This window comes from Acidovorax sp. LjRoot204 (genome assembly GCF_056175785.1).
In genome coordinates, this window is record NZ_JBGFFF010000058.1 from 14,563 (window position 1) to 28,082 (window position 13,520).

General features: G+C 65.9%; 11 protein-coding genes. 7 read left to right on the forward strand and 4 right to left on the reverse strand.

From position 1 onward, the window contains the following. Positions 1-16 precede the first annotated feature (16 nt). The 3 genes from aroE to AC04MI_RS12290 form a co-directional block, all read right to left on the reverse strand. Positions 17-871 (reverse strand): shikimate dehydrogenase, encoded by an 855-nt coding sequence (gene aroE, locus AC04MI_RS12280; RefSeq protein WP_099729301.1) that lies wholly within the window; start codon positions 869-871, stop codon positions 17-19. Positions 872-997: 126 nt separating this feature from the next. Then, positions 998-1,858, reverse strand: coding sequence for an energy transducer TonB (locus AC04MI_RS12285; RefSeq protein WP_476497877.1), 861 nt, complete (start codon positions 1,856-1,858; stop codon positions 998-1,000). Between the two features lie 30 nt (positions 1,859-1,888). Then, on the reverse strand, positions 1,889-3,964 hold the full coding sequence (locus AC04MI_RS12290) for a ribonuclease catalytic domain-containing protein (RefSeq protein WP_395452954.1): 2,076 nt from the start codon (positions 3,962-3,964) through the stop codon (positions 1,889-1,891). Positions 3,965-4,053: 89 nt separating this feature from the next. On the opposite strand from AC04MI_RS12290, the gene AC04MI_RS12295 reads away from it, so the two are divergent. Then, entirely contained in the window at positions 4,054-5,649 is a 1,596-nt protein-coding gene (locus AC04MI_RS12295) for a Wzy polymerase domain-containing protein (protein ID WP_436077602.1), read from the forward strand. Positions 5,650-5,679: 30 nt separating this feature from the next. Here the strand turns inward: AC04MI_RS12295 and AC04MI_RS12300 are convergent, their stop codons facing one another. Further along, the gene (locus tag AC04MI_RS12300; RefSeq protein WP_436077603.1) at positions 5,680-6,264 is read right to left on the reverse strand and encodes a YqiA/YcfP family alpha/beta fold hydrolase; all 585 of its coding nucleotides are present in this window, start codon (positions 6,262-6,264) and stop codon (positions 5,680-5,682) included. 114 nt (positions 6,265-6,378) lie between these two features. Between AC04MI_RS12300 and AC04MI_RS12305 the strand changes: the two genes are divergently transcribed. From AC04MI_RS12305 to AC04MI_RS12330, 6 genes are all read left to right on the forward strand, one after another. Further along, positions 6,379-8,817: a protein kinase domain-containing protein gene (locus AC04MI_RS12305; protein ID WP_436077604.1), complete on the forward strand. Its 2,439-nt coding sequence runs from the start codon at positions 6,379-6,381 to the stop codon at positions 8,815-8,817. A gap of 72 nt (positions 8,818-8,889) precedes the next feature. Further along, positions 8,890-10,065 carry a rod shape-determining protein RodA gene (rodA, locus tag AC04MI_RS12310; protein ID WP_436077605.1) on the forward strand — a complete coding sequence of 392 codons (1,176 nt, stop codon included), beginning with the start codon at positions 8,890-8,892 and terminating at the stop codon, positions 10,063-10,065. Between the two features lie 94 nt (positions 10,066-10,159). Further along, on the forward strand, positions 10,160-10,498 hold the full coding sequence (locus AC04MI_RS12315) for a YegP family protein (RefSeq protein WP_146871653.1): 339 nt from the start codon (positions 10,160-10,162) through the stop codon (positions 10,496-10,498). Positions 10,499-10,591: 93 nt separating this feature from the next. Continuing rightward, positions 10,592-12,076 (forward strand): metalloprotease TldD, encoded by a 1,485-nt coding sequence (gene tldD / locus AC04MI_RS12320; RefSeq protein WP_476497879.1) that lies wholly within the window; start codon positions 10,592-10,594, stop codon positions 12,074-12,076. Positions 12,077-12,186: 110 nt separating this feature from the next. Further along, the gene (locus tag AC04MI_RS12325; protein WP_108496900.1) at positions 12,187-12,726 is read left to right on the forward strand and encodes a hypothetical protein; all 540 of its coding nucleotides are present in this window, start codon (positions 12,187-12,189) and stop codon (positions 12,724-12,726) included. A 281-nt stretch (positions 12,727-13,007) separates the two neighbouring features. Further along, positions 13,008-13,520 (forward strand): 3-deoxy-7-phosphoheptulonate synthase (locus AC04MI_RS12330; protein WP_476497880.1); only part of this gene is annotated, 513 nt, incomplete at its 3' end.

Consider the following 13,520-nt stretch of genomic DNA (forward strand, 5'->3'; position numbering starts at 1 on the left):
GGGGCGTCCTCGGGGCTCAGGCGGCCATGGATTGCTGCATTTCGCGCAGCACCTGGGCCGAAGGCGGGCGCACACCGCGCCACAGCAAGAAGGCTTCAGCGGCCTGTTCCACCAGCATGCCCAGGCCGTCACGGGGCTCCGCACCGTGCTGGCGCGCCCAGTCGAGGAAGCCTTGCGCTGCGGGGCCGTACATCATGTCGTAGGCCAGAGCGCCCGGGCGCAGCACGCTGGCGGGGACCGGCACACCGCCGCCAGAGAGGCTGCTGGCCGTGGCGTTGATGATCACATCGAAATTGGCCGATAGCGCTAGTGGATCTTGTGCCGACAGCTCTGCTTTTTGTAGCGCTGCCAGTGCGCTGTGCGACTGCACCAGCGCTTGCGCCTTGGCCAGGGTGCGGTTGGCCACGGTGATGTGGCGGGCGCCTGCCAGCAGCAGCGGGCCCAGCACACCTGCGGCCGCGCCACCGGCACCCACCAGCAGTACGTCGCGCCCGGCCAGCGACACCCCTGCGTTGTGCGTGATGTCGGCCACCAGGCCCAGACCGTCGGTGTTGTCGGCGTAGATGCTGCCGTCGGCGCGAAAGGTGAGCGTGTTGGCGGCGCCCGCCAGCCGCACGCGTTCGCTGCACTCGGTCGCCAGGCCCGGCGCGTCGGTCTTGAAGGGCACGGTGACGTTACAGCCGCGCCCGCCCTCTGCCGCGAACGCGCGCACGCCTTGGGCAAACCCATCCATGGGCACCAGGCGGCGTTCGTAGACAATGTGTTCACCGGTCAGCTCGGCAAAACGGGCGTGGATGGCAGGCGAGCGGCTGTGGGCGACCGGGTTGCCCATCACGCAGTACAGGTCGGCAGGGGAGGCGGGAGATGTCATGGGTGGCTAGGGCGGCGTGGGGCTGGCGGTACGGGCGGCCGTGCTGTGTGTTCTGTGGGGCGGGCAGGTGGGCGTGGAGGCCTTGGCGGCCTGCGAGAAGGGCCTCGCTGCGCACCCGCCGGGCAGTTACTTCACAACGGTTTCCAGGGTCTGGTCGCGGGTGAACTTGAAGCGCGCCACCATGGCGATCTGGTCGGCCTTCTTGCGCATCTCGGCATCAAAGGCGCCAAACGGCCCTGCGGCGCGGGCAATGGCTTCGGCGCGGCGGTCCAGCGTGCCGTTGCCTGAGCCTTGCACGATCTCGGTGCCCAGCACGCGGCCGTCGTGGTTGACGGTGACGATCATCGTCAGCTCGCCGTACAGCTTGCGCCCGCCCTGCTCCGGGAAGTTTTCGGTGCCCTTGTCCTCGACCTTGCGGCGCAGCGCGTCGTAGTACACGGCGTAGGCTTCCTCGCGGGTGGCGGGGCTGATGTAGCGCTTCTTGGGGCGCGMGTTYTCTTCGTTGATGCGTTTTTCTATCTCGGCCAGCAGCTTGACCAGCTGGCGGCGCTTTTCCTGCTCGCTGGCCTGTTCTCCGCTCTGGCTGGCCTGGCGCGGATCGGGCGCGGGCATGGTGGCCAGCTGCTTGCGCAACTGGGCCAGCAGCTGGGCCTGCTGCTCCTGCATCGCGTCCATCTTGCGCTGGGCTTCTTCGTAGTCGTCACCGATGGTGGTCAGGGCCGAATAGGGCAGGGGGCTGGTGGCCCGGCCCTTCTCTGCATCGCCACCGCCTGCCAGGTTGGCCTGGGCAATCGCCTGGGCCTTGTCGGGCCGCTCGTTCGACTTGGCGTTGACCAGGATGACTTCGAGCGGCGTGTCCTGGAACACCCGGTTGAAGCCCTCGGGGTCAATGAAGCGCACGGAGATGAGTGCAGCGTGTACGGCGATGGAGACGCCCAGCGCAAGCTGCAGCGTGCTGAAGGTGCGGAGGAAGGCAGGGAGTTTCATCGCCGGCAATTATCAGGGGCTGTCCGGGGCTTAGGCGGCCGGTGCTGCTGCAGTGGCGTCTGCGGGGGCCTCGTTCACGTCCACCGCAATGGCGATGGGCCCCGCCACGGTGTCGTCGTCCTCGGCATCGTCCACCGGGCCATCGTCGCTGGTGTCGGCGGGGTCGTCCAGGCGCTCGATCACGGTGCCGTGGATGTCCAGGGTGATTTCGTCCACCTCGCCCAGCTTGACCTTGAGGCGCGCGCCGCGCGGCAGGTTCTGCGCGCCCAGCACGGGGAACACGAGCGGAATGTCGTCGGCGCGGACAAGGAAACTGCCGCCCGGGCCTTCCTTGAAGACCGTGGCGTTCAGCTCGGTGATGCCGTTCTGCTCCACGTACTTGAGCGTCCAGAAGCGTTCCATGCCGGCCTGGTAGCCGTTGTAGGCGCTGTAGGCCGCATCGAAGCTGCTGATGATGGAGAACAGGTCGGCGTCCTTGGGCTTGAAGGGCGCGGCCAGTGCGGCGGTCTTGCCATGGCGGGCGCAGGCAATGATCTGCCACTGGTTCACCAGATCGGTGTAGCGGCGCAGGGGCGATGTGGCCCACGAATAGGCTTTGACACCGATGCCTGCGTGCGGCAGCGCCTTGGTGCCCATGCGCACCTTCACGCCCGGCGCCATGCTGGCCTGGCTGCGGTAGATGCCGGGCACGCCCAGCTCGGCCATCCAGCTGCCCCAGGTGCTGTTGGCCACGATCATGGCCTCGGCCACGATCAGGTCGAGTGGCGCGCCGCGCTGGCGAACGCTGATCTGCACTTGTTCATCGCCCGTGGGCTCGGCACCGTTGTTGCCGACCAGACGGAAGTTGTAGTCCGGCCGGTTGAAGTTCTCGGGCTTGCCACGCACCACTTCGCGACGGGCCTTGAGGTCCTTGGCGAGGCGGTGCAAAAAGGATAGCTGTGGGCGCAATTCGGACAAGCGCTTGGGGTCGTTTTGGTGCTCAAACGCCGGGTTGGACAGCCATTCTTCGGTCACCACCGCATCGAGCTGGTCGTGGCGCAGGTTGGCGGCCACGTGCACGCGCTCCAGCTTGGTTGCGGAGCCCTTGAACTCCAGTGTGGCCTCGTCGATGGTCACATATAGAGACACGGCCGGGTTGGCGCGGCCTTCGTCCAGCGTGTAGGTCTGCACCACGTCATCCGGCAGCATGGTGATCTTGTAGCCCGGCATGTACACGGTGGACAGGCGGGCGCGTCCGAGCTGGTCGATGGCGCTGCCCGGCTGGATGGCCAGGCCGGGTGCGGCGATGTGGATGCCCAGCACCACGGTGCCGGTGCCCAGGCCTTGTACCGACAGCGCATCGTCGATTTCGGTGGTCTGCGAATCGTCGATGGAGTACGCCTGTGCGGACGACAGCGGCAGCTCGTCGGCAATGACGGGCGCCGTGAGCGCGGGAAAGCCCGTGCCCTTGGGGAAGTTCTCGAACAGAAAGCGCTTCCAGTGGAACTGGTAGGCCGAGTCGATGGCACCCGCTTTTTGCAGCAGGTCCAGCGGTGCGGTGTGCGTGGCGCGGCTGGCCTCGACCACGGCCTTGTATTCGGGCGCGTTCTTGTCCGGCTTGAACAAGATCTTGTAGAGCTGGTCGCGGATGGGCTGCGGGCATTCGCCGCGTCCGAGCGCTGCGGCCCACTCGTCGATCTGCGCCAGGATGGCCTTTTTCTTCTCGATGGCGGCCAGCGCCTGCTGCAGGATCTCGGCCGAGGCCTTCTTGAAGCGGCCCTTGCCCGCGCGGCGGAAGTAGTGGGGCGCGTCGTACAGGCGGAACAGCGCACCGGCCTGCTGGGCCAGCGTGGCGTTCTCGGAGAAATAGTCTCGCGCCAGGTCGGCAAAGCCAAATTCGTCTTCGGGCGCGAACTCCCAGGCCAGGTCCAGCTCGATGGTCTCGGCCACGGCCTGGGCCTGGGCGACGAGTTCTGCCGGGGCGGGTTTTTCGAACTTCAGGAGGATGTGGGCGGCCTTGACCTTGACCCGTTTGCCCGAGTCCAGCTCCACTTGGGCGGAGGTATCGGCTTCGGACAGGATACGGCCGGCGAGAAATTTGCCGGCTTCTTCAAACAATGCGTGCATGGCGGCGATTGTCCCATGGGCGCCAGCGGGTACCCGGGCAGCCGCGCATATGATCCACGGCGCGCCCTTTCTGCCCGACCTGCCATCCCATGCCCTTTGCCACCATGGCCACGCCGCTGACACTGCTGGCACTGGCGCTGCCGTTCCTGTTCTGCTTCACGCAGGCCCCCATCAACAACTTCTGGCCCCTGCTGGCGTCCTGGGGCTGCGGCGCGGTGCTGGTGCTGCTGGCCCTGGCTCGCTGCGGCAGTTCGCCTGGGCGGTATCAGGAAGGGGAGACCGGGGTTGCGCCAGCCCTAGTGTCGAGCCGGATGCTGGCGGCGGGCCTTCTCGTAGCGGCACTGATCAGTGCAGGCATCGGGCTGCTGCAGTACTTTCTGGGGGACCCTGGCCTGCCAGGAGTGCAGCCCTCCACCCTGGGCCAGGCCATTGGCAACGTGCGCCAGCGCAATCAGCAGGCCACGCTGTTGAGCCTGGGTGTGTGGGCCTTGCTGTGGACCCTGGTCCAGGTGCAGGGGCGTCTGGAACACCCCGGCCCTGCCGGGCCACACCAGGGAGGCACGGCGTGGCCCGGCTGGGCGACCAGTGTGCTGGTGGCTTGTGGGCTGGCATTGCTGGCGATGTCGAGCGCGGCCACGGCGTCGCGTACCGGGGCTGCACAGTGGCTGTTGATGCTGGGTCTGATTTTCTGCTGGCGGGTGTCTTGGGGGCGCCTTGCTCTGGGGCTGGGACTGGTTGGCCTCGTGTTGTATGGCGCAGCGGCCTGGCTGCTGCCCCGTTTACTGCTGGACTGGACCGGGTTCGCATCGGATGGGCTGTTTGTGCGCATCCTCGACGAAGAGCCTGGTTGCACCAGCCGCCGCGTGCTGTGGGCCAATGTGCTGCACCTGATCGCCCAAAAGCCCTGGGTGGGCTGGGGCTGGGGGGAGCTGGACTACGCGCACTACGTCACCGTGTTCCCGGGCGAGCGGTTTTGTGTGCTGCTGGACAACGCCCACAACCTGCCCCTGCACCTTGCGGTGGAGCTGGGCGTGCCGGTGGCGCTGATCTTTTGTGCCGTGGTGGTGGTGTGGGTGCTGCGCGAAAAGCCCTGGCGCGAGACCGATCCAGCGCGGCAACTGGCCTGGGGCATCTTGGCGCCGCTGGGTCTGCACAGCCTGCTGGAGTTTCCGCTGTGGTACGGGCCGTTCCAGCTGGTCACGGTGCTGGCTGTCGCGTTGCTGTGGCGCTGGCAGCTGCCCGGCTGGGCACGCTCGCTGGGCGCACGCCGGGGGGCGGCCGGCATTATCGTGGCCGCTCTGGCAACAGGGGCCTACGTGGGCTGGGATTTTTATCGCGTCGGCCAGTTGTACAAACCGCTCGCCGACCGGCCGCCGTCCCTGCGCCAGGACACCGTTCGCAAGGTGGGTAACACCCCCTTCTTCACCGATCAAGTCGATTTTGCGCTGCTGACCACCATCGAGCTTTCACCCAGCAATGCGGGCCAAGTCTTTGGGGTGGCCAACAAGCTGCTGCACTTCTCGCCCGAACCCCGGGTGATCGAGCCGCTGATCGAAAGCGCCACGATGCTAGGGCTGGACGACGAGGCTGCGTTTCACCTCAAGCGATACCGTGCTGCATACCCGGCGGACTATGAGCGGTGGCGGGAGCAGGGTCGGCGGATTTCGTCGCACCTCAAGCCCTGACCGAATGCGTGGCGGACGGCCGCCGCGCATTCAGGCCAACCGCAGAAACTTGCTCAACAAGGGCAGGTAGTCCCCATAATTGCCCAGCGCGTGGTCGCCTCCCTCCAGTACCACCTGCTTGGCCTGCGGGTAGCGCCCCACCATCTCGCGCCAGTCCAGCACTTCGTCGCCCTTGGCAATGATGGCCAGCTCAGGGGCCGCGGGCGAGCGACCCCGCATGTCCAGGGCCTGCAACTCGTCGATGTACTCCGGCAGAAAATAAAACCGCTCGTTCGGGTCGTGCCAGGTGGTTTGCTCGCCGATGTAGCGGGCCAGGTCGCGTGCCGGGTCCACGGCGGGGTTGAGCATCACGCTGGGGCAGCCCGCGTGCTGCGCCACCCAGCTGGCGTAGAAGCCGCCCAACGAAGAGCCGATCACGGCCATGGACGGCTGGGGCCAATCGGCAATGCCCTGCGCCACCAGCGCCATGGCGGCCCGCGGCGATGGCGGCAACTGGGGGCACCAGAAGGTCACGGAGGGGTGGTGGGCTGCCATGTAGGCCGCAGTCTGGCGGGCCTTGGACGACGATGGGGACGAGCGAAAACCGTGCAGGTACAGCAGGTGGGTGGTGGTCATGAGACAGAAAGTGATCGGGGCAGGGGAATCACTGCTTTAACCGGGCTGGCGCAGGCATAAGATGTGCGTACCGGGGCGCCACACCGTGCGGCGCCTGGTTTTGCTACCCGCACCATGACCGATTTTGCCCCGCTTTCCACTGCCAGACGATGGGCGCTCGGATCAGGCGATAAGCCGCCTGCCTCGCTGGGTCGGTTTGAGCTCAAGAAGCAGCTGGGCCGGGGCGCCCAGGCCACCGTGTGGCTGGCGCTGGACCCCCGTCTGCAGCGCGAAGTGGCCATCAAACTCATGCGCCCCATGCAGGACCAGGACCCTTCCGTGCTGGAGCAGTGGCTGCGCGAGGCGCGCCATGTCGGGCGCCTGGCCCACCCCTACATCGTGCCGGTGTTCGAGGCCGACGTGCAGGGCTCGCAGCCCTATATCGTGTTCGAGTACGTGCCAGGCCACACGCTGGCCGAACACCTGGCCCAGCAGGGGCGCTGTACGCCGCATGACGCCGTGGCACTTTTGGTGGATGTGCTTGATGGCTTGCATGCCGCCCACCAGGCGGGTATCGTGCACCGCGATCTCAAGCCGTCCAACATCATGATCGATGCGCACCGGCACGCCCGGGTGATGGACTTTGGCATGGCGGCCCCCGTGCAGGCAGCGCCCGATGCCCAGCTGGCCAGCGGCACGCCCGCCTACATGGCACCGGAGGCAGCGGCGGGCGCTGCACCCACCCCGGGGATGGACGTGTATTCCGCCGCGTTGGTGCTCATCGAGATGCTGACCGGGCGCCCCCTCATCCACCAAAAAGACACCTGGCAGGCGCTGTACCGCATTGCCAACGAAAACCTGGCGCTGCCCGCCGACTTGGGGCCGGGCGTGGACGACGGCCTGCGCGCCATCCTGCAGCGGGCCATGGCACGCGACCCCGCGCAGCGCTACGCCACGGCGGCGGACTTTCGGGATGCGCTGCGTGCCTGGGCGGCTCCGGCCAGTGCGCCATCGGCCGCGAGCAACGCCACGCTGGACTTTTTGCTGCGGCGCATGCGCCACAAGAGCGACTTCCCGGCCTTGTCGGATTCTGTGGCCCGCATCCAGCGTGTGGCCAATTCGGAAGACGACAGCATCAGCGACCTGACCCACGAGATCCTGAAAGACGTGGCGCTCACCAACAAGCTGCTGCGTCTGGTCAATAGCGTGCATTACGCCCACGCCAGCCGGGGCACCATCAGCACCGTGTCGCGCGCGGTGAGCCTGGTGGGCTTCAATGCAGTGCGGAACATGGCGCTGAGCCTGGTGTTGCTGGACCACATGCAGGACAAGGCCCATGCCAGCCAGATGCGCGAGGAATTTTTGCGCGCCATGATGGCGGGCTCGGTCGCGGCCGAGCTGTGCAGCACCAGCCAGGCGGCCGAGGAGGCCTTCATCGGGGCGATGTTCCAGAACCTGGGGCGCATGCTGTGCGAGTTCTACTTTCCTGAAGAGGCCCGGCAGGTGCGCAGCCTGGTGGCCTCGGGGCGCATGGAGGGCGGGGAAGAGGCTGCATCGGTACAGGTGCTGGGCCTGGGGTTTGAGGATCTGGGAGTGGGCGTGGCGCGTGTCTGGGGTCTGCCCGAAAGCCTGCAGCGCTGCATGCGCAAGCCGCTGGGCTCACCCATGCAGCGCGCGCCCGAGCAGGGGGTGGAGCGCCTGCGCTGGGCGGCCATGGCGGCCAACGAGGTCGCCAGCGCCTTGCTGTTCTGCGAACCTGCTCAGCTGGAGGGGCAGCTGGGCCAAGTGGGCATGCGCTACGCACGCACGCTGGCGCTGTCGGCTGAGGCCATTGCCGAAGCCACCCTGCGTGCGCGCCACAAGCTGGTGGCACTGGCCGAGGCGCTGGACCTGCGCGTGGCGCCGGACACACCAGCCGCCCGCCTGCTCAAGCTGCCGTCGGCTGCGGGTGCGTCTGTGGCCCCCGATGACGCGCTGGGCGCCCACGAGTTGCGCGTGAACGAAACCCAGCCCCTGCCTGCCGTGCTGGAGTCCCAGGCCGGAGGGGCGGTGTCGGTGGCGCAGGTCAATGAGGTGCTGGCTGCAGGCATTCAGGACATCACCAACGCCATGGTCGAGAGTTTTCAGCTCAACGACGTACTGCGCATGATCCTGGAGACCATGTTCCGCGCGCTGGGTTTCCGACGCATGGTGTTTTGCCTGCGCGAGGCCCGCACCGACATGTTGACCGGGCGCTTTGGCCTGGGGGAGGGCAGCGAGGTGGCCGTGCGGGCCCTCAAGGTACCCCTCAAGGCCCAGGGCGACCTGTTTGCCGCCGTGTGCCTGCGCGGTGCAGACACCCTGATCAACGACGCCACCGAGCCCCGCATGCAGGCGCGGCTGCCCGAGTGGTACCGCAAGGGCGTCAATGCACCGTCGTTCCTGCTGCTGCCGCTGCAAATCAAGGGGCAGCCCTTTGCCCTCATCTATGCCGATCAGGCCACACCGGGGGGCATTGTGGTGGATGACAAGGCCCTGGGCCTGCTGCGCACCCTGCGCAACCAGGCCGTGATGGCCTTCCGGCAGGCAGGGTAGTGCCGCTGTTGGCGATCTCTCTGCCAGGGCGTTGGCTGCTCTGACGCCCGGCATCCCCCCGATAATCGGGGAATGGCCGTCGTTTTTGAAAAGCCCACGCTCGTCCAGCGTCTGGCACCCCTGTTCCGGGGCTTTGACCTTCCCCTCCTGTTGCTGGTGCTGATGCTGGCCAGCGCGGGGTTGCTGGCCATGTATTCGTCGGGTTATGACCACGGCACGCGGTTTGTGGACCACGGGCGCAACATGCTGATTGCAGGAGCCATCCTGTTCATGGTGGCCCAGGTGCCCCCCCAGAAAATCATGGCTTGCGCCGTGCCGCTGTACCTGACCGGGGTGGCCCTGCTGGTGGCGGTGGCGCTGTTTGGCATCACCAAAAAAGGGGCTACGCGCTGGATCAACGTGGGTATCGTGATCCAGCCCAGCGAAATCCTCAAGATCGCCATGCCACTGATGCTGGCTTGGTGGTTCCAGAAGCGCGAGGGCACGCTGCGTCCCTTGGACTTTGCGGCGGCGGGCCTGCTGCTGGCGGTTCCAGTGGGCCTGGTCATGAAGCAGCCCGACCTCGGTACCTCGCTGCTGGTGCTGGCTGCGGGGCTCTCGGTGATCTTTTTTGCGGGCCTGTCCTGGAAGCTGATCTTGCCCCCGGTGCTGATTGGCGGTGTGGGCATTGCTACCCTGGTGCTGCTGGGCGACCAGCTGTGCGCGGATGGCGTGCGATGGGTGGTGCTGCACGACTACCAGCAGCAGCGCATCTGCACCTTGCTGGACCCCACCCGCGACCCGCTGGGCAAGGGCTTTCACATCATCCAGGGCATGATCGCCATCGGCTCGGGCGGCCTGTGGGGCAAGGGCTTCATGGCGGGTACTCAGACCCACCTGGAGTTCATCCCCGAGCGCACCACCGACTTCATTTTTGCCGCCTATTCGGAAGAGTTTGGCCTGGCGGGCAACTTGTTCCTGCTGGTGAGTTTTCTGCTGCTGGTCTGGCGCGGCCTGGCCATTGCCGCAGGCGCCACTACCTTGTTTGGCCGCCTCATGGGGGGCGCGGTATCTATGATCTTTTTCACCTATGCCTTTGTGAACATGGGCATGGTGAGTGGCATCCTGCCGGTGGTGGGCGTCCCCTTGCCCTTCATCAGCTATGGCGGCACCGCCATGGTGACGCTAGGGCTGGCACTGGGCATCCTGATGTCGGTGGCGCGATCCCAGAAGCAGGAAACCAAGGATCCTCTCCCGGCAGCACTGTAGGGCCTTGTGGGCCTGGTTGCCTGGAACACGCCCTCGGGGTACAAACCGGCTGGCCAACCGTGTTTTGGCCGCTCAGCATCCGGAGGGTTTCCCCATGGCGGCGAAGTTCGAGCTCAAGAAGTCGAAAAACGACAAGTTTGTCTTCAACCTGCTGGCCGCCAACGGTCAGGTCATCCTGACCAGCGAGATGTACGAGTCTCGAGCCAGCGCGCTTGGTGGTATCGAGGCGGTGCGCAAGAACGCTCCGAACGATGGCCGTTTTGGCAGGCTCAGTGCCAAGAACGGAGCGCCATATTTCACGTTGAAGGCCGCCAATGGCCAGGTGATTGGCCAAAGCCAGATGTACTCCGGTGCCAAGGCCCGGGACGCGGGCATCGAGTCGGTGCAGGCCCATGCGACCGAGGCCGGCCTGGATGACCAGACCGCCGCGTAAGGCGGCGGGGCGGCGCTGACGGGGCGCCAGGGTCAAATAGGGACATGTGGGCTCCACACGGGCAGGGGCTGGTCAGGCGCCTAAAATGCTTCGATGACTTTCCGCTCCACCACTGCCGCGCCCCAGCGTGCGGCCACCAGCCAGCGCATTGATGTTGCCCGTGAACTGCTGCTGACCCCTTTTGGCCTGGACGAAGGCCACCTCGCCCGCGCACTGGCCGAGATCCGCACCCACCAAGTGGACGATGCAGACCTGTACTTCCAGTACACCCGCAGTGAAGGCTGGAGCCTGGAAGAGGGCATCGTCAAGACAGGCTCCTTCAGCATCGACCAGGGCGTGGGGGTGCGTGCTGTCAGTGGCGAGAAGACGGCCTTTGCCTATTCGGACGACATCTCCGAGGCATCGCTGCTGGACGCAGCGCGCACCGTACGGTCTATTTCGTCTATAGCGAACGCAGGCAAAGTGCGGGTAGCTCCTAAAAAGGTAGCATCCAGCCGCAGCCTGTACCCGGGCGTGGACCCGATTGCCTCGCTGGACAGCACGGCCAAGGTGGCGCTGCTGGAGCGGCTGGAGCAGCGCGCCCGGGCCAAGGACCCGCGCGTGGCGCAGGTGATGGCGGGGCTGGCCAGTGAATACGACGTGGTGCTGGTGGCGCGCGCCGATGGCACCCTGGCGGCCGATGTGCGACCGCTCGTGCGGCTGTCGGTCACGGTGATTGCCGAGCAGAACGGCCGACGTGAGATGGGCTCTGCTGGCGGCGGTGGTCGTTTTGGTCTCGCCTACTTCGACGACGAGCAAATGGGTAAGTACGTTGACGAGGCCGTGAACGCGGCCCTGGTCAATCTGGAATCTCGCCCCGCCCCGGCGGGCGAGATGACCGTGGTGCTSGGCTCAGGCTGGCCCGGTATCCTGCTTCACGAGGCCATCGGCCACGGGCTGGAAGGCGACTTCAACCGCAAGGGCTCCAGCGCGTTCAGTGGCCGCATTGGCCAGCGCGTGGCTGCCAAGGGTGTCACTGTGCTGGACGACGGCACCATTGCCGACCGCCGAGGTTCGCTGAACGTGGATGACGAAGGCCATGCCAGCCAGCGCAATGTGCTGATCGAGGATGGCATCTTGAAGGGCTACATCCAGGACTCGCTGAACGCACGCCTGATGGGTGTGGCACCCACCGGCAACGGCCGCCGCGAAAGCTATGCCCACATCCCCATGCCGCGCATGACCAACACCTACATGCTGGGCGGCGACAAGGACCCGCAAGAGATCATCGCCAGCATCAAGAAGGGCCTGTACGCCAGCAACTTCGGCGGCGGSCAGGTGGACATCACCTCGGGCAAGTTCGTGTTCTCGGCCAGCGAAGCGTACTGGGTGGAAAACGGCAAGATCCAGTACCCCGTCAAGGGCGCCACCATCATCGGCAGCGGCCCCGACTCGCTCAAGAAGGTGACCATGATCGGTAACGACATGCGCCTCGACAGCGGCGTGGGTACCTGCGGCAAGGAAGGCCAGAGCGTGCCCGTGGGCGTGGGGCAACCCACGCTGCGCATCGAAGGCTTGACGGTGGGCGGTACGGCCTGAGGGTAGCGTTGGCAGCCTGCCGGCAGACCTGGGGTGGTGCGTGACTTCGCGTTTTCACCCGCTTTTCGGGGCTTGTACTGCGCGTCGGCCAGCGCACAATGGGTGACACCATGCCTGCCACGCGCCCCAGTCAATTGCTGACGCTCCAGTCGTTTGGAGACATCAGCCGCTTTTTGCGCGAGGGCGTTGCCGACGAGGACTCGCGCCAGCTGCGTGACAGCCTTGGTGCGTTGTCCTCGCAGATCGACGAGGCAGTTCGCATCCGCCGCACCAGTACGGACACCACCGAGATCACGCGCCGCGTGGTGACCTTGTCGCACAGCGCGCGTGAACATCAGCTGTTTTTGACTGGCCTGGGCTCAGCGTGGCACGCGCTGTACGAGTTTGGCGCCTACCAGCGTGCACTGCGCGAGCTGCGCAACGCCATTGCAGACTGGCAACTGATGCTGGAGCGGCGCAGCACCAAAGAAAGCGAAAGCTTTGACCAGTTCGAGCTGCTGGCCTGGCGGACCTTGGGCGAAGCGCTGCTGCTCATCGACATGTACGAGCACCAGACCAATCCTGCGAGCGACTTGCAAGACGTGCCGCCGCCGCGCAAGCCCTCGGCGTTGCAGCGCTTGCGTGCATGGTTTCGGGGTGGACGCCGGTGAATCGCTCTGGTCTGGCGCTTTTGGGGCGAGTGGATGTCGTGCATTTGCAACATGCCGAGGGTGCTGAACTGCCGCACTCCTGTGCTACATTGCTTTCTATGCAAGTTCGCAGCGCGTTTTATTTTTGGTTTTTTATCTCGGTCCCCGGCGGATGAGAGGAAAACGCACAAGCACACACAACCTCCCCATACCAACCGCCGACGCTGCAAAGCCCGGCGGTTTTTGTTTTTCAGCCCTCCCGTTTTTCCATCCACTCCAACCGACTCCACGAGGAAGCAACCATGACGGCCACTACCAACCCCACCAGCGATGCCTGGTACCGCAGCGTCGAAAAAACCAGCCAGACCGACGACGAACGTATCAAGGACATCACCGTGTTGCCTCCTCCCGAGCATCTGATCCGCTTCTTCCCGATCGGCGGCACGCCGGTTGAGTCGCTGATCACCCAGACCCGCAAGAACATCCACAACATCATGGCGGGCAAGGACGACCGCCTGCTGGTTGTGATTGGCCCTTGCTCCATCCACGACCCAGCCGCCGCCGTCGAGTACGCCCGCCGCCTGATGGCCGTGCGCACCCAGTACGCCGACACACTCGAAATCGTGATGCGCGTGTACTTCGAAAAGCCACGCACCACCGTGGGCTGGAAGGGACTCATCAATGACCCCTACCTCGACGAGAGCTACCGCATCGACGAAGGCCTGCGCATTGCGCGCCAGCTGCTCATCGAGATCAACCGCCTGGGCATGCCTGCCGGCAGCGAGTTCCTGGACGTGATTTCGCCACAGTACATC

Coding starts and splice junctions, on each gene's coding strand:
- aroE (WP_099729301.1), bottom strand. CDS start 871: ATGACATCTCCCGCCTCCCCTGCCGACCTGTACTGCGTGATGGGCAAC.
- AC04MI_RS12290 (WP_395452954.1), bottom strand. CDS start 3,964: ATGCACGCATTGTTTGAAGAAGCCGGCAAATTTCTCGCCGGCCGTATC.
- AC04MI_RS12295 (WP_436077602.1), top strand. CDS start 4,054: ATGCCCTTTGCCACCATGGCCACGCCGCTGACACTGCTGGCACTGGCG.
- AC04MI_RS12300 (WP_436077603.1), bottom strand. CDS start 6,264: ATGACCACCACCCACCTGCTGTACCTGCACGGTTTTCGCTCGTCCCCA.
- AC04MI_RS12305 (WP_436077604.1), top strand. CDS start 6,379: ATGACCGATTTTGCCCCGCTTTCCACTGCCAGACGATGGGCGCTCGGA.
- rodA (WP_436077605.1), top strand. CDS start 8,890: ATGGCCGTCGTTTTTGAAAAGCCCACGCTCGTCCAGCGTCTGGCACCC.
- AC04MI_RS12315 (WP_146871653.1), top strand. CDS start 10,160: ATGGCGGCGAAGTTCGAGCTCAAGAAGTCGAAAAACGACAAGTTTGTC.
- AC04MI_RS12325 (WP_108496900.1), top strand. CDS start 12,187: ATGCCTGCCACGCGCCCCAGTCAATTGCTGACGCTCCAGTCGTTTGGA.